Source organism: Caulobacter sp. Root655 (genome assembly GCF_001427665.1).
Lineage (GTDB): Bacteria > Pseudomonadota > Alphaproteobacteria > Caulobacterales > Caulobacteraceae > Caulobacter.
In genome coordinates, this window is the sequence record NZ_LMHC01000001.1 from 22,063 (window position 1) to 39,458 (window position 17,396).

Consider the following 17,396-nt stretch of genomic DNA (forward strand, 5'->3'; position numbering starts at 1 on the left):
AATCCCTAACGCTTCTTCTTCCCCGACTTCTTCGCCGTCGCCTTGCCCTTGCTCGTCACGGCCTTGCCCTTGGCCGAGGTCTTGCCGCGCAGCGTGGGGCCCTTGCCGCCCTTCTTGCCCTTCACCGCCACGGCCTTGCCCTTGCCGCCTTTCCTGGCGACGGCGGCGCACTTGGCCTTGGCGGCTTTCAGGGCCTTGCCCTTCTTGCCCTTGGTCGAGCAGGCGGGCGCCCTGGCCGGGGCCTCGGCGACCACCCGGGGCGCGGCGACGACCGGGCGCGGCCAGATCACCGGGCCTCGGCCGGCGGGCGCGTAGCCGGGCGGCAGGGTGGCCTGGGCCACGCGGCGGGCGGTGACGGCGGTGTCGGCGCCGTTCTCGCTCAGCGAGCCGACCCACGCCCCGTCGCCGCGCGGCCGCAGGGTGACGGTCGCCGACTGGCCGGGCCGGGGCGAGAAGCGGGCCGTCAACTCGCCGGTCGAACGGTCCACGAAGTCGATCAGGCCGGTCGAGCCCACGGCGCCGGGACGCCGCACGTCGCGCCAGGCGCCCTCGAGCCCGCCATAGCCGCCGGCCGGGTCGACGATCTGCAGGTCGTACAGCGTCGCCCCGTCGGGTCCGTTCAGCGACCAGGCCCCGTCCATCGGACCTTGCAGGCCCTGGGCGGCGAGGATCGAACCCTTGATCCGCAGGTCATAGGCTTCGGCGATGGGCATGTAGCCGCCGGGCGCGGCGCCAGCCGCCTGGGCGGGCGCCTGTCCGGGCGGGGGCTCCGGCGCGGGGATCGGCAGGATGGTCGGCTTGTGCGGCGGCAGCGGGGCCTGGGCGGCCGGCTCCTCCTCGTCGGTGGTCTGTGGTCCGCTCTGGGCGATCAGGTCGGCCAGGGGATCGACGGCCTGGTCGGCCGAGACCGCGGTGTCCGGCGCCGGCGGGGCGGCCACCAGGGGAATCGCCGCCTGGGGGTCGCCCACGACCGGCGGGGCGGACGGAAGGGGCGTGGCCGGAGCGCTCTGGACGCTGGGCGCGGTCGCGACGGGAGCCTCTTGAGCGAGGACCGGAGTGGCGGAAAACGCCAGCAGGAAGATCAGGAGGGCGCGCATTGAACCGATGTCGTCCTCAGGCCGCCGAGCGTGCGGCGATGGCGGCGGCCACCGCCACCAGCCGCTCGGCCTGAACGAGGTGCAGGCGCTCGGCCATCTTGCCCTCGACCCGCAGCGCGCCCCTGCCGGCGTTCTCGGGCGCGGCGAAGGCGGCGATCACCGCCCGGCTCCAGGTGATCTCGTCCGGCGTCGGCGAGAAGGCGCGGTTGCAGATTTCCAGGTGCTTGGGGTGGATCAGGGTCTTGCCGTCGAAGCCGAAGTCCACGGCCTGGCCGCAGACCGCCTCCAAGGCGTCCAGGTCGTCGATGTCGTTGTGCACCCCGTCCAGGATGGTCAGGCCGTGGGCTCGGGCGGCGGCCACCGACAGCGACAGGATCGGCAGGAAGGCCTCGCGGCCGGGGGTCTGGCGGGCCCGCATCTCCTTGGCCAGGTCGTTGACCCCCATCACCCAGCCGCTCAGCCGGGTGGTCCGCGCGGCGGCGGCGATCTCCCACAGGTGGAAGACGGCCTTGCCGGTCTCGATCATCGTCCAGAGCCGGGTATGGGCGGGCGCCGCGTGCAGGGCGGCCTGGTAGGCGTGGACGTCGGCCGCGTCATTGACCTTGGGGACCAGCACCGCGTCCGGGCCGGCCTGCGCGGCGGCCTTGAGGTCGGCCTCGCCCCAGGGGGTGTCCAGGCCATTGACGCGGATGACGACCTCGCGGGGGCCGAAACCCCCGGCCTTGACCGCGGCCACGGCGGCGGCGCGGGCGGCGTCCTTCATCTCCGGGGCCACGGCGTCCTCCAGGTCGAGGATGATCACGTCGGCGTCCAGGGTGCGGGCCTTGTCCACCGCCTTGGCGTTGGAGGCCGGCATGTAGAGGGCGCTGCGGCGCGGCCGGGCGATGTCGGACATGAGGCTCCCGCTCGAGTTCCTGGTCTTGCCGTTCCTCTTAAGCATCTGGCGAGCGTCACCGGAAGTCGTCACGCATCCTGATGGCTGAACGGTGTCGAGATTCCCCCAAACGGGGGTAAGCTCACGACATGACCACGCGCTATGACGATACCGCCAAGAACGTCCTGGGCCAGGAGCTGCAGCCCTGCTCGCTGAACCCGGTGACAGGCTTCTACCGCAACGGCTGCTGCGAGACCGGGCCACATGACCTGGGCCTGCACACCGTGTGCGCGGTGATGACCGAGGAGTTCCTGGCCTTCTCGCGGGCCACCGGCAACGACCTGTCGACCCCGCGCCCGGAGTTCGCCTTCCGAGGCCTGCTGCCCGGCGACCGCTGGTGCCTGTGCGCCGGCCGCTGGAAGGAAGCCCTCGACGCCGGCGTCGCCCCGCCGGTGGTGCTGGAGGCCAGCCACGAGGAGATGCTGGCGGTGGTGACCCTGGGGGTGCTGAAGGACCACGCGGTGGCGTGATCAGGAGCCGGGGACACGCACAAGTGCATGTCCCCGGTCGAGGATCAAACCAGCGGTTTCAGCTCGCCCAGCATCGTCGGGACCAGCTCCGACACCGTCGGGTGGATGTGCACCGCCCGCTGGATCGTCGTGTAGGGCGCCTTGGCGTACATCAGGTCGAGCATGCCGTGGACCACTTCGTCGCCGTTGAGGCCGAGGATCGCCGCGCCGAGGATCTGCTTGGTCTGCGCATCGACCACCACCTTCATGAAGCCCAGCGTCTCGCCCTTCTCGACGGCGCGGCCGACCCGGGTCATCGGCCGCGCGCCGACCAGGGCCGGGCGGCCCGAGGCGCGGACCTCGGCCTCGGTCATCCCCACGCGGCCCAGCGGCGGATCGATATAGAGGCCGTAGCAGGTGATCCGGTCGCTGACTTTTCTGGGATCCCCTCCCTCAAGATTTGGGTCCAGCAGGTTGGCGGCGATGATCTCGAAGTCGTTGTAGGCGGTGTGGGTGAAGGCGCCCTTGCCGTTGCAGTCGCCCATCGCCCAGACGCCCGGAACCGTGGTGCGCAGCTGGTCGTCGACGACGATGTAGCCGCGCTTGTCCACGGCGATCCCGGCCACTTCCAGGCCCAGGTCGTCGGTATTGGGCTTGCGGCCGATGGCCAGCAGCACGTGCGAGCCGGTGACCTGGGGCGCGCCGGCCTGGCAGGTGACGTGGACGCAGACGCCTTCATCACAGGGGGCGAAGGCGATGCATTCGGCGTTGAGGCGGACGCTGATCCCCTCGCCTTCCAGGATCGTGCGCACCGCGTCGGAGATTTCCGGGTCCTCGCGGCCGATCAGGCGCGGGCCCATCTCGACCACGGTGACCTCGGCGCCGAAGCGCCGGTACATCTGGGCGAACTCCAGGCCGATATAGCTGCCGCCGACGATCACCAGATGCCTGGGAAGCGCGTCGATCTCCATCATGCCGACATTGGTCAGGTACGAGATGTCGGAGAGGCCCGGCATGTCCGGCGCATTGGCCCGGCCGCCGACATTGATGAAGATCTTCGGGGCGCTCAGCAGGTCGTCGCCGACCCGCACGGTGGTGGTCGACTCGAAGCGGGCGTGGCCCTGGATGACCGTGCAGCCCTTCATGCCGTCCAGCCAGGTCGCGAGATTGCGGCGGGCGTTGAGGGTGACGGTCTGGGCGCGGTCGTGGACCGTCTTCATGTCGACCCCGACCTTGACGTCCATTGGGCCGTCGAAGGTCACGCCATAGTCGGCGGCGCGGCGGGCCAGGTGGGCGGCGTAGGCGCTGGCCACCAGGGTCTTGGTCGGCATGCAGCCGGTGTTGACGCAGGTGCCGCCCAGCAGCTTGCGCTCGACCAGGGCCACGGTCTGGCCGGCGGCGGTCAGCCGGCCGGCCAGCGCGGGGCCCGCCTGGCCGCCGCCGATGATGATGGCGTCGAAGGTCCGGGTCGCCATGCCTAGAGGGCCGAGACGATCAGGGCCGCGCCGCCGACCGCGACCAGGTCTTCCAGCAGGGCGGCCGGCAGGTCCTTGCCAAACGCCTTGGCCAGACGGCCGCGCAAGTCGGCGCCGGCCAGCGTCCCGACCACCGCGCCGATCGCGCCGGCGACGGCCCCGCCGATCCAGACATTGGCGGTCATGCCGATCGCCGCGCCAGAGACGGCGCCGGTGAGGACGCGCGTGCCGAACTGCACCGGGACCTTGCGGCTGGGGGTCTTGGGCAACTGGTCGGCGACCAGTTCCAGCACCGCCAGGACGGTGAAGGTCCAGGTGGCGATATTGCCGCCCAGCCAGGCCAGCGGCGTGCCTTGCAGCGGAATGAGGCCCAGATGCGCGCCCCAGGCGACGGCGGCGGGGGCGGTCATGGCCCGCAGGCCGGCCACCACCCCGATCAGCAGGGCGAAGAGATAGAGGGACATCCGAGGCTCCGTCCGTTGAGCGTCACCGTGATCTGGCGCGCGCCCGGAGAAAATCGCAAGTATCGGTGGTGTTCTTGGACGTTCCGGCTCTCGTGGGAAGCGCCCGCCTCACCCCAGCGGATATTCCGTCTCCAGCCGGTAGGCCGAGCCCTCGCTGGTGCGCCAGCTGGAATACAGCCCGAACCGGTCGACTCGGAACGGCGGCGAGCGCAGCAGGTTGTGGCCCTGGATCCAGGCGGCGACCTCGGGGACGGGCGGCCGCTTCAGATAGGCCAGGGTGACGTGCGGCGTGTAGGCCCGGGTCTCGGGCTTGAGGCCGGCCCGGCGGGCGGCGGCTTCGTTGGCCTTGGCCAGGTGGCGCAGGTCGGGGCTTTCGGCGACGCCGGCCCAGACGGCGTGGATCTCGACCCCCTCGCCGAAGTGGCCGACCCCGGCCAGCGACAGGTCGAAGGCCGGGGCCTGGATGGTCTGGAGTTCCTCATCCAGGTCGGCGGCCTGGGTCTCCTGGACGTCGCCGATGAACTTCAGGGTGATGTGAAAGGCCTCCACGGGCCGCCAGCGGGCGCCGTCGATGCCGTACTGGCGCGGAACGAGGTCCTCGCCGAACTCGCGAGGCAGGGCGATGGCGGTGAACAGGCGGATCATGGGCTTTCTTACCTCCGACCGGTCCGTCCGACAAAGCCCTCCCCCCGTGGGGGAGGCGGCCGTAGGCCGGTGGGGGGAGCCATTGGCTTTCTCGGCGAACTCCCCCCTCCGTCGGCTGCGCCGACACCTCCCCCAGAGGGGGAGGACCTGTTCTTACGGACAGGGATTGGGCTGCAGCGCGTGCAGCGCGTTGACCGCCTTTTCCATCTCCTCGGTCCAGGTCACGTCGAAGGCGCCGATATTGGTCTTCAGCTGGTCCATCGAGGTCGCGCCGATGATGGTGGCGGTGACGAACGCCCGCGTGTCGCAGAATTTCAGGGCCAGCTGCGCCGGGTCGAGGCCGAAATGGGCGGCGATGTCGACATAGCCGCGGATCGCCGGCTCGGCGCCGGGGCCCTCGTAGCGCTGCATGCGGTTGTACAGCGCCTTGCGCGAGCCTTCCGGCAGCTTGCCGTCCAGGTACTTGCCGGTCAGGGCCCCCTGGGCCAGCGGCGAATAGGCCAGCAGGCCGACCTGTTCGCGCATGGCGATCTCGGCCAGGCCGTATTCGTAGGTGCGGTTGGCCAGGTGGTAGGCGTTCTGGATCGAGGCGATGCGCGGCAGGCCGCGCGTCTCGCTCTCGGCCAGGAAGCGCATCACCCCCCAGGGGAACTCGTTGGAGACCCCGATCGACCGCAGGGTTCCCTTCTTCACATGGACGTCGAGGGCCTCGAGGATGTCGCCGAAGCTCTCGAAATCCTGCTCGTAGTCCTTGTAGGTCTGGCCGCCGAACACCCGCACCGGCCGATCGGGCCAGTGCAGCTGGTAGAGGTCGAGATAGTCGGTGTTCAGGCGCTTGAGCGAGCCCTCGATGGCTTCGTCGATCTGGGCGCGGGTCTGGCGGGTCGAGCCGCCGTCGGCGCGCATCCAGGCCAGGCCGCCGAATGCGTTGCCCCGGCCGGCGACCTTGGAGGCCAGGACGATCTCCTGGCGCTTGCCGGTCTTCTTCAGCCACGAGCCGATATGGCGCTCGGTATTGCCCTGGGTCTCGGGGCTGGGCGGGCTGGAGTACATCTCGGCGGTGTCCCAGAAGGTCACGCCCTGGCCCAGGGCGTAGTCCATCTGTTCGTGGGCTTCCGCCTCGCTGTTCTGCGAGCCCCAGGTCATCGTGCCCAGGCAGCAGCGCGAGACCTGGATGCCGGTCCGGCCGAGTTCCACGTAATCCATGTCGCCTCGCTCGAGTTTGTCTGGCGTCTATTTACGAACGGGCACGCGCCACGGAAAGCGCAACATCTTGCATGATACTCGCGCTACCCCGATATTCAGGGGGCGTCCGGCAAGGACGTGATGCTTTTCGAAGGGCTTTACCCCGATGAACGACCTCAACCGCGGCTACGCGCGCTCGATCCCGGTGGATCGCGCCGACATGTCGGTTGACGCCGGCCTGCGTAGCTTCATGCTCGGCGTCTACAACAAGGTGGCGCTCGGCCTCCTGCTGTCGGCCGGCCTGGCCTTCCTGACCAGCGCCTACGCGCCGGTCACCAACCTGCTCTACCTGGTGACCCCGGACGGCCGCCTGGCCGGCTTCACCCTGCTGGGCACCGTGATCCGCTTCGCGCCCATCGTGATGATCCTCATCTCGATGTTCGCCATGAAGAACCCGACCGCCCGCTCCTCCGGCATCTTCTACTGGGCGCTGGTGGCGACCATCGGCGCCGGCCTGGGCGTCTGGCTGCTGGCCTATACCGGCGCCTCGGTGGCCCAGACCTTCCTGATCACCGCCATCGCCTTCGGCGGCCTGAGCCTGTTCGGCTACACCACCAAGAAGGACCTGACGGGTTTCGGCAGCTTCCTGATCATGGGCCTGATCGGCCTGGTGGTCGCCTCGCTCGTGCAGGCGATCTTCCACCTGCCGGGCCTGAGCTTCATCATCAGCGTCCTGGGCGTGCTGATCTTCTCGGGCCTGATCGCCTACGACACCCAGAACCTGAAGATGAGCTACTACCAGATGGGCGGAGACCAGCAGTCGATGGCCGTGGCCACCAACTACGGCGCGCTGAACCTCTATCTGAACTTCATCAACCTGTTCCAATTCCTGCTCAGCATCTTCGGCAGCCGCCGTTAGACGCCAGGCCTGAAACAACGAGAGCCCCGGCGGGAAACCGCCGGGGCTTTTTTATTCCTCCCGCATCGCGGGGGAGGTGGCGTCGATGCGACGACGCATCGTGACGGAGGGGGCGTCACGCCGACCTCAATCCACCACCTTGAACCGTCCCTTATCGAACATCCGCAGCACCTGTCCCAGATCGTGGCCGCGCTTCAGCGTCAGGCCGCCCTGGCCGATCACCGCCCATTCGCCCTGCTTGCGGGCCAGGGCCGGGTGCTTCTCGATGCGGTAGAGCGGCGACTCGGCGGCGTGGCGAAACACCGAGAACACCGCGTGGTCGGCCAGGCCGGCCATACCGTAGTCGCGCCACTCGCCGGCCGCGACCATGCGGCCATAGAGCCGCAAGAGCTGGTCGATCTCACGACGCTCGAAGAAAACGACGCCGGCGGCGGGACGGGAATCCAGGGCCATCGAGCGAATCCTAAACCCAAATCGGGTCCCGACGCGAGCGCCGCCGTGCGGGTTTCGCCAAGCGTTGCCGCGGGGCTACAGGGCCGGCCGATAATCCAAGCCCCGTCGCGACCCGCCACGGAATGACCTTAATTCGGACTTTCGACCGCCTGTTTGCCCCAGCAGTTTGACGGTGTCGGCTGATCGGAACCCCTGCGGTTCAGGATCCTGAACAGCCCCCCCAGCCCCCTTTATCGTGGGCCGGTCGGCCGACAGAGCCCTCTAAGAATATCCCTGAGACCCCGCGTGGCGCCCCTCTCCACGCGGGGTTTTCGCGTGTGCGCGGCTCTGGAGCGGGCGAACACACCGGCGACACGAACGGCCGCGAAACGACCTTGATCGCGCCCTTCCGAAGCCCGTTTGCGGCGGCATAAATCCAGTGTCGGCTGATCGGACGCCTCGGGTTCGGACCTGATTGCCCCCCAGCCCCTCCCGGGCTCGAAGCCCCGGTCGGCCGACAATCCCCTCCCCCTAAGAAGCTCGCGCATTCGTCCCCTCGATGCGCGGGCTTTTCTTTTTTGTTCCTCCCCCTCTGGGGGAGGTGTCGGCGTGGCCGACGGTGGGGGGAGTTTGGGCCGGTGGCCACGGCCTGGATTGAGCGCCCACCGGTCGCTTGGCGACCGCCTCCCCCACAGGGGGAGGACCTTCCTTCCTACTTCGTCTCTTCCTGCAGCACGCCGATCACCCGGCCGCCCTTGGCGCCCTGGACGATGATCACCGTCTTCAGCGCGTCGTCGCCGGACGCGGTCAGGCGATACAGCTTGGGCCGGCCGGCCCACGGGCCCAGCCGGGTCAGCTCGCGCACCACGTTGCGATGCACCAGGGTCTGGCCGCGGTTGTCGCCGCGCTTGACGGCGATCTCCTGCTCGCGCGGGTCGTAGCGCACCAGCCAGACCTCGCCGCCGCCACGCGGGGCGGGGCCCGAGCCGACGGCCACGCGGTTGTCGCCGACGAATTCCATGTCCGGCGGGTTGGCCGGAGCCTTGGCCGCGGTCTTGACCAGGGTCTCGACCGCCTCGGCCTTGGCTCCGGAGGCCTGTTCGCGGCCCGAGATCACCACCTGCGGGGTCGGCACGTCGCGCAGCGAGAACTTCTGGGCGTAGGCGCGCTGGCGCGACGCGAAGGCCGGCTTGGCGAAGGTGTCGCTCCAGCCGAGATAGTCCCAGTAGTCGACCGAATAGGTCAGGGCCAGCACGCCCTTGTCGTCGGCCAGGTCGGCGACGACCTGATTGGCCTTGCCGCAGGACGAGCAGCCCTGGGCGGTGAACAGCTCGACGACCACCGGCGACTTGGCGGCGAGCGCCGACCCGGCCGTGAGGCTCGCGAGAGTTGTGACGAGAAGAGTGAGGAAGGCCTGACGCATGTGCGGGGCACTTAAGCCAAGATCGTGGTCGCTGGCCGTTCACGAGGCCGTGAAGGCGGCGTTCTTTGGAGGGTAGAGAGCGGAAGGCGGGGTTTTTCGGGGAAATGGCGCTCGGAACGGTGGTTGTCGCCTTGCGTCCTTCGAGGCCCACTCCGTGGGCGCCTCAGGAAGAGGAGCGTTGTTGCTGAATTCCTCATCCTGAGGTGCGAGGCATAGCCGAGCCTCGAAGGACGCAGGACGTCGCCGCGAGCGACCAAAGAAAAAGCCGGACCCCGAAGGGTCCGGCTCAATCGTCGCGAAGGCCTGTGGGCCTCGGCTCCGTGCTCTAGTCGGCCTTGGCCAGGTTGCGCAGGACGTAGTTCAGCACGCCGCCGTTCTTGAAATACTCAAGCTCGGTCGGGGTGTCGATGCGGCAACGGACCGGGAAGCGGGCGATGCGGCCGTCGGTCGGGCGGTAGAGCTCGACGATCAGCTGCTTGCGCGGCGCCAGGTCCTGCAGGCCGCGGATCGAGACGATCTCCTCGCCCGTCAGTTCCAGCTTCTGCCAGCCTTCCTGCACGAACTGCAGCGGCAGCACGCCCATGCCGACCAGGTTGGACCGGTGGATGCGCTCGAAGCTTTCGCAGATCACCGCGCGGACGCCCAGAAGCTTGGTGCCCTTGGCGGCCCAGTCACGCGAGCTGCCGGTGCCGTATTCCTTGCCGCCGAACACCACGGCCGGACGGCCCTCGGCCTGGTACTTCATCGCCGCGTCATAGATCGACATCACCTCGCCCGAGGGGAAGTGCTTGGTCACGCCGCCTTCGATGTCCGGGGTGATCCGGTTGCGGATGCGGATGTTGGCGAAGGTGCCGCGCATCATCACCTGGTGGTTGCCGCGCCGCGCGCCGTAGCCGTTGAAGTCCAGGGGATCGACGCCGTGGTCGATCAGGTATTGGCCAGCGGGGCTGGTCTTCTTGATCGAACCGGCCGGGCTGATGTGATCGGTGGTGATCGAGTCGCCGAACACCGCCAGGACGCGGGCTTCCACGATGTCGGTGACCGGGGTCGGGGTCATCGACATGTTGGGGAAGTAGGGCGGGTTCTGCACGTAGGTGCTGTCACCTTCCCAGGCGTAGGTCTGGCCGCCGGTGATCTTGATCCCCTGCCAGTTCTTGTCGCCCTTGAAGACGTCGGCGTAGCGGGTGGCGAACATCTTCTCGGTGACCGCCTTGCGCTGGACGGCGGCGATCTCCTCGTTGGTGGGCCAGATGTCCTTCAGGAAGACATCGGCGCCCTTCTTGTCCTGGCCCAGCGGCTGGGTGGTCAGGTCGATCTTCATCGAGCCGGCCAGGGCGTAGGCCACCACCAGCGGTGGCGAGGCCAGGTAGTTGGCGCGGACGTCCGGGTTCACCCGGCCTTCGAAGTTGCGGTTGCCCGACAGCACCGAGCAGGCCACCAGGTCGGCGTCGTTGACGGCCTTGCTGATGTTCTCCGGCAGCGGGCCGGAGTTGCCGATGCAGGTGGTGCAGCCGTAACCGACCAGGTTGAAGCCCAGAGCGTCCAGGTGCTTGGTCAGGCCGGCCTTCAGCAGATAGTCGGTGACCACCTGCGAGCCGGGGGCCAGCGAGGTCTTCACCCACGGCTTGGCCTTCAGGCCCTTGGCCACCGCGTTCTTGGCCAGCAGGCCGGCGGCGATCAGGACGCTGGGGTTGGAGGTGTTGGTGCAGCTGGTGATGGCCGCGATGACCACGTCGCCGTGGCCGACGTCGAAGTTCTCGCCCTCGACCGGCACGCGGGCGCCCGGGGCCTCGGCCTTGCCGAACTCACCGGCCAGGGACTCGGCGAACTTGGCGGCGGATTCGGTCAGCAGCACGCGGTCCTGCGGACGCTTGGGGCCGGCCAGCGACGGCAGGACGGCCGCCAGGTCCAGCTCCAGGCTGTCGCTGAAGGTCGGCTCGGCCACGCCGGGCTCCCACCACAGGCCCTGTTCCTTGGCGTAGGCTTCCACCAGCGCCACGCGGGCGGCGTCGCGGCCGGTGCCCTTGAGGTAGGCCACGGTCGAGGCGCTGACCGGGAAGAAGCCGCAGGTGGCGCCGTATTCCGGAGCCATGTTGGCGATGGTCGCCTGGTCTTCCAGGGTCAGGTTGGCCAGGGCGTCGCCGTAGAATTCGACGAACTTGCCGACCACGCCCTTCTTGCGCAGCATCTGGGTGACGGTCAGCACCAGGTCGGTGGCCGTCGCGCCTTCCGGCATGGCGCCGGTCAGCTTGAAGCCGATGACTTCCGGAATCAGCATCGGGATCGGCTGGCCCAGCATCGCGGCCTCGGCCTCGATGCCGCCCACGCCCCAGCCCAGGACCGACAGGCCGTTGACCATGGTGGTGTGGCTGTCGGTGCCGACGACGGTGTCGGGATAGGCGGTGGTTTCGCCTTCGGCTTCGTTGGTCCAGACGGTTTGAGCCAGGTACTCAAGGTTCACCTGGTGACAAATTCCGGTGCCCGGGGGCACGACGCGGAAGTTGTTGAACGCCGACGAGCCCCAGCGCAGGAAGCGGTAACGCTCGAGGTTACGCTCGTACTCGCGCTTGACGTTGTCGTCGAAGGCCTTGGGGTTGCCGAAGTTGTCGACCATCACCGAGTGGTCGATGACCAGGTCGACGGGGTTGAGCGGGTTGATCTTGGCCGGGTCGGCGCCGAGGGCGACCATGGCGTCGCGCATGGCGGCCAGGTCGACGACGGCCGGAACGCCGGTGAAGTCCTGCATCAGCACGCGGGCCGGGCGGAAGCTGATTTCGTGCTCGACGCTGCCCTTGTTGACCAGCCAGTTGGCGACGGCCTTGAGGTCGTCTTCGCGAACCGAAACGCCGTCTTCGTAGCGCAGCAGGTTCTCGAGCAGCACCTTCATCGACACCGGCAGCTTGCTGGTTTCGGTCAGACCCGCTTCCTCGGCGGCGCGAAGGCTGTAATAGACGTAGGTCTTGCCGCCGACGACAAGTTCGCGGCGGGTTTTGAGGCTGTCTACAGACGCCATTTCGGGAGATCCCTTCTCTGTCCACGGCCGCCGGAAAACCACTCCCGGGATCGCGCGATCGAGGCGGACCCACAGCGTCCATCCCCGCGCCGCGTACGCCCCATCCAATGTGGAGGGTGACGGCCGAGGGCTTCTTAGCCCTCGTCGTCGGCAACGTCCATGCACAGGGCAGGGTCTTGGGGTCATTGGACCTATGTTGAGAACTATTCGCATCAAGGACTTAAGTCTTGTTCGCGGCGAACGGCGGCTGTTCTCGGGGCTGAACCTTGAGATCGGGGCCGGCGAAGCGGTCGCGCTGACGGGACGCAACGGCGCCGGCAAGACCAGTCTGTTGCGGGCGGTGGCCGGACTTCTGCGCCCGGATGCGGGAAACATCGCGTTCGACGGCGCGGCCGGCGAACTGGAGGCCGAGACCGCCCGGGCCGAGGCGCTGCACATGGTCGGTCATCACGACGGCCTGAAGTCGACGCGCTCGGCCTGGGAGGAGCTGCTGTTCCAGACCCGGTGGACCGGCGGCTCGGAGGCCTCGGCCCGCGACGCCGTGACCCGGCTGGACCTGGAGCGCCTGCTGGACCTGGAGGTCCGCCGCCTGTCGGCCGGCCAGCGCCGGCGCGTCGCCCTGGCCCGGCTGCTGGCCAGTCCCCGCTCGCTGTGGCTGCTGGACGAGCCGATGGCTCCGCTGGACGCCGGCCACCGCGAGGGGTTCGGGACCCTGATGGCCGAGCACCTGGCCAGCGGCGGCATGATCCTGGCGGCGGTGCACGATCCCCTGCCCATCCCCAGTCTCAATGTAGAAATTGGCCGATCCATGGAGATCGGAGGATGAGCGCCTTTCTCGTCCTGCTGCGCCGCGAGTTGGCCCTGGCCTGGGGCAAGGGCGGCGGGCCGCTGCTGGCCCTGGCCTTCTACGCCTGCGTCGTCACCCTGCTGCCCCTGGCCGCCGGCCGCGCGCCCGAACGCCTGGCCTCGCTGGCCCCGGGCATCGCCTGGCTGGCCCTGGCCCTGGCGGCCCTGCTGTCGCTGGAGCGCCTGTTCGAGCGCGATTTCGAGGACGGGGCGCTGGACCTGCTGGCCCTTGGTCCAGCCCCCCTCGAGGCGGTAGCCGTCGCGAAATGCCTGGCCCACTGGCTGGCGGCCGGTGCGCCCCTGGCCCTGGCCGCCCCGATCGCCGCCCTGGCCCTGGGGGCCTCGACGGCCATCATCCCGCTGTTGATCGCCTGCGCCCTGGCCGGGGGCCTGGCCTTCTCGTTCCTCGGCGGGCTGGGCGCCAGCCTGGCCCTGGGCAGCAAGCGCGGCGGCCTGCTGGTGGCGGTGATCGTCCTGCCGCTCTATGTGCCGCCGGTGATCTTCGGAGCCGGCGCCCTCGACGCCCTGGCCGGCGGCCTGCCGTGGACCGGCGGGCTGCTGCTGCTGCTGGCCTATTCAGCGGCGGCGGTGGCCCTGGGTCCGATCGCCATGGCGGCGGCATGCAGGAATGCGCTGGATTAGCACCAGAACCCCTCTCTCTTTGCTAGAACCCCTCTCTCTTTGAGAGAGGGAGGGGCCCGCCGCCGCAGGCGGTGGGAGGGTGAGAGGTTTCACCGCCCACCCAGCAAATCCTAGGCCATCGAGCGTCTCAAGAAGGGGGCCAGGCTTCCACCGTCGATGCCGTCAACGCTGTCTTCGCCGGAGCTCTATTCTGAGAGGTTGTAACCTCTCACCCTCCCATGGCTTCGCCATGGGCCCCTCCCTCTCTCAAAGAGAGAGGGATTCTAGATCGGCCCCGCGCTGGCGCAGACCGGCGCCTCGCGCTTCTCGCCCAGCACCACGATGAAGCTGCCGGCGATGATCAGCAGGCCGCCGGCCCCAAGGGCGAAGGTCAGGTGGTCGCCGAACAGCATCACCCCGATACAGGCCCCCATCAGCGGCTCGATATTGATGAACACCCCGGCGCTGGCCGCTCCGACCCGGGCCGAGCCGAACTGCCAGGCGGCGGTGGCCAGCAGGGTGGCCAGCACGCCCTGCCCGACGATCGCCGCCCAGACCGGCGGACTGAGGGCCAGCTTGGGCGGGCCGTGCATGAACAGGGCGATCGGCAGGACCGTGAACGCCGCGATGATCACCGTCACGGCCGGGATCGCCATCGGGGTCGGGGAGGCCGGCGCGCGCCGCAGCACGATCAGCCAGGCCAGGAAGATCAGCAGCGAGCCCAGCGACAGGGCCACGCCCAGCGGCGATCCGGCCCCGTCCGGCTTGCCGGCGATCAGCGCCGCCCCCAGGGTCGCCGCCGCCACGCCGATCCACGAGGCGCGGCTGACCTTTTCGCCCAGCAGCTTGGCCGAAATGGCGATCAGCGCCGGCATGGCCCCGACCAGCAGCGCCGCCAGGGTGACGCTAACATGGGCCAGGCCCTCGAACTGCACCATGAAGGCCAGGCCGTACAACGCGCCGGCCGCCAGGATCACCGGCGAACGGAACAGGGCCCGGGTCTCGGCTCGCGCCAGGGCGAACGGCAAGGCGGCGATGGCCGCCACCGCGAACCGCAGCAGCACCATGTGGGCGGCGTTGGTTTCCGTCAGCACGAACTTGCCGAGCGGGAAGCCCAGGCCCCAGCAGATTCCGGACAGGGCGAGGGCGAGGAAGGCGACGCGGTTCATGGGCGCTTCCTGACGCATTTCGCCTGTCCTGGATATCAGAGCTTCAGCCCGAACCGTGGTCCCAGCGTCGTCATGGTCAGATAGAGCCCTATCGTCACGCCACAACCTGTCAGCAGCGCGGGCCAGAAGCCGACCCCCCGTCGCAGCAGGGCCGGGACGATCAGGAACATCGGCAGCGACGGCAGCACGTACCAGAAGGTGGCCTCGACGTGGGTCGCCATCCGCCCGACGTCATGGGTGTCGCGCCACAGCCAGATCATGCCGAGGATCGAGATCAGCGGCAGGGACGCGACCAGAGCCCCGAAGCCGGGCTGACGGCGGGCGATCTCCGACACCAGGGCGATGATCACGCCCGAGGCGGCGGCCTTGACCAGCAGATACAGCATTTTTCGAGGACCCCTGAGCGAGTGAGGAATGGGCGAGTGAGGAATGGGCGAGCGACGAATGGGCGGGACGCGAGACTGTCGCGGGCCATCAAGCCCTTACGCCGCCGGTCTCCGTCAATCCTGCAACATTCGCCCGGGTTTCTGACATTCCAGCGTTACACGACGGCTCAAGGTTCCGGCCCAGGGACATTCCACCGGAGCTAAACCCATGCGCCTCCAGCCGAGCCGCCTCGCCATCCTGGCCGCGGCCGCATTCAGCCTTTCCACCGCGGCGATCGCCGTCGCCCAGGACGGTCCGCCGCCGCCCGGCCCGCCGCCGATGGCCGATGACGGTCCCGACGGTCCCGGTGGCCCGCCGATGATGCACCGCCACCGCATGGACCCGGAGGCCCGCGCCCAGCACCTTCGCGATGTGCTGCAATTGCGGTCCGACCAGGACGGCGCCCTGAAGGCCTATCTGGCGGCGATCGAACCGAAGGACCACGCGGACTGGAAGCACGACGACGAAGACGGCCCCAGCGCTCCGCTGACCACGCCCCAGCGCCTGGACCGCGAGGCCGAGCACATGGCTCGCGCCGCCGAGGCCTTCAAGGCCCGGTCCGCCGCCACCCGCGGCTTCTACGCCGCCCTGTCGCCCAGCCAGCAGAAGGCGTTCGACGCCCTGGGGCCGATGCTCGGCGGCCATGGTCCGATGATGCGCCGCATCGAGGTGCGCCGCATGAAGGGCGGCCCCGACGGCCCTCCCCCGATCGCGGGTAGGCGCAAGGCGGGCTGAGGAGGCCAGATCGAAGATTGCGGGCGCTCTCCAGGCATTCTAATGCACGCGGATGGGCGCCCGTGATCCTCACCACCCGCTGGACTTCCTGACGAACCCCGAGCGGTTCATGGCGTTCTCCCGCTGGGCCGCGCCGATGTTCGGCGTGCTCGCCGCGATCCTGGCCGCGATCGGCCTGGTCCTGACCTTCGCCGCGCCCGAGGACTACCAGCAGGGCGACACCGTGCGGATGATGTTCATCCACGTGCCGGCCGCCTCGCTCAGCCTGTTCGTCTATCTCTGCCTGGGGATCGCCAGCTTCCTGGCCCTGGTCTTCCGCCACGCCCTGGCCGACGCCGCCGCCGTGGCCTGCGCCCCGCTGGGCGCGGGCTTCACGGCCCTGGCCCTGGTTACCGGCTCGCTGTGGGGCAAGCCGATGTGGGGAACCTGGTGGGTGTGGGACGCCCGCCTGACCTCGGTGCTGGTGCTGCTGCTGTTCTATCTCGGCTACCTGGCCCTGCGCTCGGCGCTGGAGGACGAGCAGAAGGCCGCCCGGGCCGCCGCCATCCTGGCCCTGGTCGGCCTGATCAACCTGCCGATCGTCAAGTTCTCGGTCGAGTGGTGGAACAGCCTGCACCAGGGTTCGTCCACCCTGCTGGCCAAGCCCGGCAACGGCCTGCCGGCGGTCTATGCCTGGCCGATGCTGGTGATGAGCCTGGCCTATCTGTCGGCCTTCGGGTCGCTATGGCTGGTGCGGATCCGGGCCCTGGTCTGGCGGCGCAAGGCGCGGGCCCTGGCCCTGCAAGCAGCTGAAAGCTGAGGATTGGGGGCTAGCCGATGCACTTCGATTTCGACGCCGGAAAATATGCGATCTATGTCTGGCCGGCCTTCGCCCTGACGGCGGGCGCCTTCGTCTGGATGATCGCCGACAGCCTGGCCTCGGCCCGCCGCTGGCGGCGCGAGGCCGAGCGGCTGCAGGCGTTGCGCGACGCCCAGTCCAAGGGTGGCCGGGCCAAGGGCGGCAAGTCGTGAAGCGCTGGCTGGGTTTCGCGCCGCTGGTCGTGCTGGTCGCCCTGGGCGTGCTGTTCGCCGGCTACGCCCTCAAGCACGACCCGCGCGTCCAGCCCGCCGCCCTGGTCGGCAAGCCGGTCCCGGCGGTGGTGCTGCCTGACCTCGACACCGGCGCCAAGGTGGCGGTGCGCGAGACGCCCGGCGGCCCGCGCCTGATCAACTTCTTCGCGTCGTGGTGCGCCCCCTGCCGCATCGAGCAGCCGCAGCTGATGGCGCTCAAGGCCCAGGGCGTCACCGTGGTCGGCGTCGCCTACAAGGACGAGCCCGGCAAGACCCGCGCGTTCCTCGACGAGCTGGGCGACCCCTTCGCGGTCAAGCTGATGGACCGCAGCGGCCGGGCCGGCGTCGAGTTCGGCGTCACCGGCGTGCCCGAGACCTACCTGGTCGGGGCCGACGGCGTGATCCTGGCCAAGCACAGCGGCCCCCTGACCGACGCCGACGCCAGGGACCTGCTGAAGAAGCTGCACTGAAACGCGAAATCCCGGAGCGACCTTTCGGTCGTCCGGGATCGCG

19 protein-coding genes are annotated in these 17,396 nt (G+C 69.3%); 8 read left to right on the plus strand and 11 right to left on the minus strand.

Going from position 1 to position 17,396, the window contains the following annotated elements; all coding sequences use genetic code 11:
- Window positions 1-5: 5 nt before the first annotated feature.
- Window positions 6-1,097 (minus strand): hypothetical protein, encoded by a 1,092-nt coding sequence (locus ASD79_RS00120; RefSeq protein WP_056718913.1) that lies wholly within the window; start codon window positions 1,095-1,097, stop codon window positions 6-8.
- A 16-nt stretch (window positions 1,098-1,113) separates the two neighbouring features.
- Window positions 1,114-1,992, minus strand: a complete 879-nt coding sequence (locus tag ASD79_RS00125; RefSeq protein WP_056718914.1) for a CoA ester lyase — start codon at window positions 1,990-1,992, stop codon at window positions 1,114-1,116.
- 128 nt (window positions 1,993-2,120) lie between these two features.
- On the opposite strand from ASD79_RS00125, the gene ASD79_RS00130 reads away from it, so the two are divergent.
- The gene (locus ASD79_RS00130; RefSeq protein ID WP_056718917.1) at window positions 2,121-2,501 is read left to right on the plus strand and encodes a DUF2237 family protein; all 381 of its coding nucleotides are present in this window, start codon (window positions 2,121-2,123) and stop codon (window positions 2,499-2,501) included.
- 44 nt (window positions 2,502-2,545) lie between these two features.
- Here the strand turns inward: ASD79_RS00130 and ASD79_RS00135 are convergent, their stop codons facing one another.
- From ASD79_RS00135 to ASD79_RS00150, 4 genes are all read right to left on the minus strand, one after another.
- On the minus strand, window positions 2,546-3,955 hold the full coding sequence (locus ASD79_RS00135) for an FAD-containing oxidoreductase (protein WP_056718918.1): 1,410 nt from the start codon (window positions 3,953-3,955) through the stop codon (window positions 2,546-2,548).
- Between the two features lie 2 nt (window positions 3,956-3,957).
- Window positions 3,958-4,419, minus strand: a complete 462-nt coding sequence (locus ASD79_RS00140; protein ID WP_056718920.1) for a DUF4126 family protein — start codon at window positions 4,417-4,419, stop codon at window positions 3,958-3,960.
- Between the two features lie 108 nt (window positions 4,420-4,527).
- Window positions 4,528-5,064, minus strand: a complete 537-nt coding sequence (gene thpR, locus ASD79_RS00145) for an RNA 2',3'-cyclic phosphodiesterase (protein WP_056718922.1) — start codon at window positions 5,062-5,064, stop codon at window positions 4,528-4,530.
- A gap of 153 nt (window positions 5,065-5,217) precedes the next feature.
- Window positions 5,218-6,270: an aldo/keto reductase gene (locus ASD79_RS00150; RefSeq protein ID WP_056718924.1), complete on the minus strand. Its 1,053-nt coding sequence runs from the start codon at window positions 6,268-6,270 to the stop codon at window positions 5,218-5,220.
- A 145-nt stretch (window positions 6,271-6,415) separates the two neighbouring features.
- On the opposite strand from ASD79_RS00150, the gene ASD79_RS00155 reads away from it, so the two are divergent.
- Window positions 6,416-7,168 (plus strand): Bax inhibitor-1/YccA family protein, encoded by a 753-nt coding sequence (locus tag ASD79_RS00155; protein WP_007673533.1) that lies wholly within the window; start codon window positions 6,416-6,418, stop codon window positions 7,166-7,168.
- A gap of 126 nt (window positions 7,169-7,294) precedes the next feature.
- Here ASD79_RS00155 and ASD79_RS00160 read toward each other — a convergent pair whose 3' ends face one another.
- From ASD79_RS00160 to acnA, 3 genes are all read right to left on the minus strand, one after another.
- Window positions 7,295-7,621: a DUF2794 domain-containing protein gene (locus ASD79_RS00160; RefSeq protein ID WP_056718926.1), complete on the minus strand. Its 327-nt coding sequence runs from the start codon at window positions 7,619-7,621 to the stop codon at window positions 7,295-7,297.
- A 691-nt stretch (window positions 7,622-8,312) separates the two neighbouring features.
- Window positions 8,313-9,023, minus strand: coding sequence for a thioredoxin family protein (locus tag ASD79_RS00165; protein ID WP_056718928.1), 711 nt, complete (start codon window positions 9,021-9,023; stop codon window positions 8,313-8,315).
- 325 nt (window positions 9,024-9,348) lie between these two features.
- Window positions 9,349-12,036 (minus strand): aconitate hydratase AcnA, encoded by a 2,688-nt coding sequence (gene acnA / locus ASD79_RS00170; protein ID WP_056718930.1) that lies wholly within the window; start codon window positions 12,034-12,036, stop codon window positions 9,349-9,351.
- A 193-nt stretch (window positions 12,037-12,229) separates the two neighbouring features.
- On the opposite strand from acnA, the gene ccmA reads away from it, so the two are divergent.
- Together ccmA and ccmB are read left to right on the plus strand one after the other, a co-directional pair.
- Complete coding sequence (gene ccmA / locus ASD79_RS00175) at window positions 12,230-12,862, plus strand: heme ABC exporter ATP-binding protein CcmA (RefSeq protein WP_056718932.1); 633 nt, start codon at window positions 12,230-12,232, stop codon at window positions 12,860-12,862.
- Window positions 12,859-13,524 carry a heme exporter protein CcmB gene (ccmB, locus tag ASD79_RS00180; RefSeq protein WP_056718933.1) on the plus strand — a complete coding sequence of 222 codons (666 nt, stop codon included), beginning with the start codon at window positions 12,859-12,861 and terminating at the stop codon, window positions 13,522-13,524. Before ccmA ends, ccmB begins: the two co-directional genes overlap by 4 nt.
- 263 nt (window positions 13,525-13,787) lie before the next feature.
- Here the strand turns inward: ccmB and ASD79_RS00185 are convergent, their stop codons facing one another.
- Both ASD79_RS00185 and ASD79_RS00190 read right to left on the minus strand, forming a co-directional pair.
- Window positions 13,788-14,672 (minus strand): DMT family transporter, encoded by an 885-nt coding sequence (locus ASD79_RS00185; protein WP_056718935.1) that lies wholly within the window; start codon window positions 14,670-14,672, stop codon window positions 13,788-13,790.
- A 35-nt stretch (window positions 14,673-14,707) separates the two neighbouring features.
- The gene (locus ASD79_RS00190) at window positions 14,708-15,058 is read right to left on the minus strand and encodes a DUF3147 family protein (RefSeq protein ID WP_056718938.1); all 351 of its coding nucleotides are present in this window, start codon (window positions 15,056-15,058) and stop codon (window positions 14,708-14,710) included.
- A 208-nt stretch (window positions 15,059-15,266) separates the two neighbouring features.
- Between ASD79_RS00190 and ASD79_RS25375 the strand changes: the two genes are divergently transcribed.
- Genes ASD79_RS25375 through ASD79_RS00210 form a run of 4 tightly spaced genes read left to right on the plus strand, consistent with a single transcriptional unit; the run spans window position 15,267 to window position 17,353 of the window.
- The gene (locus ASD79_RS25375) at window positions 15,267-15,833 is read left to right on the plus strand and encodes a Spy/CpxP family protein refolding chaperone (RefSeq protein WP_056718941.1); all 567 of its coding nucleotides are present in this window, start codon (window positions 15,267-15,269) and stop codon (window positions 15,831-15,833) included.
- 52 nt (window positions 15,834-15,885) lie between these two features.
- Complete coding sequence (ccmC, locus tag ASD79_RS00200) at window positions 15,886-16,632, plus strand: heme ABC transporter permease CcmC (RefSeq protein WP_056718943.1); 747 nt, start codon at window positions 15,886-15,888, stop codon at window positions 16,630-16,632.
- 17 nt (window positions 16,633-16,649) lie between these two features.
- Window positions 16,650-16,844 carry a heme exporter protein CcmD gene (ccmD, locus tag ASD79_RS00205; protein WP_056718946.1) on the plus strand — a complete coding sequence of 65 codons (195 nt, stop codon included), beginning with the start codon at window positions 16,650-16,652 and terminating at the stop codon, window positions 16,842-16,844.
- A complete protein-coding gene (locus tag ASD79_RS00210; RefSeq protein WP_056718947.1) occupies window positions 16,841-17,353 on the plus strand; it encodes a DsbE family thiol:disulfide interchange protein in 513 nt (170 codons plus the stop codon). The genes ccmD and ASD79_RS00210 overlap by 4 nt, the downstream gene beginning before the upstream one ends.
- Window positions 17,354-17,396 lie beyond the last annotated feature (43 nt).

What these genes read in the sequence shown, in the direction of transcription:
- ASD79_RS00120 (WP_056718913.1), bottom strand. Translation starts at nt 1,097, where the DNA reads ATGCGCGCCCTCCTGATCTTCCTGCTGGCGTTTTCCGCCACTCCGGTC.
- ASD79_RS00125 (WP_056718914.1), bottom strand. Translation starts at nt 1,992, where the DNA reads ATGTCCGACATCGCCCGGCCGCGCCGCAGCGCCCTCTACATGCCGGCC.
- ASD79_RS00130 (WP_056718917.1), top strand. Translation starts at nt 2,121, where the DNA reads ATGACCACGCGCTATGACGATACCGCCAAGAACGTCCTGGGCCAGGAG.
- ASD79_RS00135 (WP_056718918.1), bottom strand. Translation starts at nt 3,955, where the DNA reads ATGGCGACCCGGACCTTCGACGCCATCATCATCGGCGGCGGCCAGGCG.
- ASD79_RS00140 (WP_056718920.1), bottom strand. Translation starts at nt 4,419, where the DNA reads ATGTCCCTCTATCTCTTCGCCCTGCTGATCGGGGTGGTGGCCGGCCTG.
- thpR (WP_056718922.1), bottom strand. Translation starts at nt 5,064, where the DNA reads ATGATCCGCCTGTTCACCGCCATCGCCCTGCCTCGCGAGTTCGGCGAG.
- ASD79_RS00150 (WP_056718924.1), bottom strand. Translation starts at nt 6,270, where the DNA reads ATGGATTACGTGGAACTCGGCCGGACCGGCATCCAGGTCTCGCGCTGC.
- ASD79_RS00155 (WP_007673533.1), top strand. Translation starts at nt 6,416, where the DNA reads ATGAACGACCTCAACCGCGGCTACGCGCGCTCGATCCCGGTGGATCGC.
- ASD79_RS00160 (WP_056718926.1), bottom strand. Translation starts at nt 7,621, where the DNA reads ATGGCCCTGGATTCCCGTCCCGCCGCCGGCGTCGTTTTCTTCGAGCGT.
- ASD79_RS00165 (WP_056718928.1), bottom strand. Translation starts at nt 9,023, where the DNA reads ATGCGTCAGGCCTTCCTCACTCTTCTCGTCACAACTCTCGCGAGCCTC.
- acnA (WP_056718930.1), bottom strand. Translation starts at nt 12,036, where the DNA reads ATGGCGTCTGTAGACAGCCTCAAAACCCGCCGCGAACTTGTCGTCGGC.
- ccmA (WP_056718932.1), top strand. Translation starts at nt 12,230, where the DNA reads ATGTTGAGAACTATTCGCATCAAGGACTTAAGTCTTGTTCGCGGCGAA.
- ccmB (WP_056718933.1), top strand. Translation starts at nt 12,859, where the DNA reads ATGAGCGCCTTTCTCGTCCTGCTGCGCCGCGAGTTGGCCCTGGCCTGG.
- ASD79_RS00185 (WP_056718935.1), bottom strand. Translation starts at nt 14,672, where the DNA reads ATGAACCGCGTCGCCTTCCTCGCCCTCGCCCTGTCCGGAATCTGCTGG.
- ASD79_RS00190 (WP_056718938.1), bottom strand. Translation starts at nt 15,058, where the DNA reads ATGCTGTATCTGCTGGTCAAGGCCGCCGCCTCGGGCGTGATCATCGCC.
- ASD79_RS25375 (WP_056718941.1), top strand. Translation starts at nt 15,267, where the DNA reads ATGCGCCTCCAGCCGAGCCGCCTCGCCATCCTGGCCGCGGCCGCATTC.
- ccmC (WP_056718943.1), top strand. Translation starts at nt 15,886, where the DNA reads ATGGGCGCCCGTGATCCTCACCACCCGCTGGACTTCCTGACGAACCCC.
- ccmD (WP_056718946.1), top strand. Translation starts at nt 16,650, where the DNA reads ATGCACTTCGATTTCGACGCCGGAAAATATGCGATCTATGTCTGGCCG.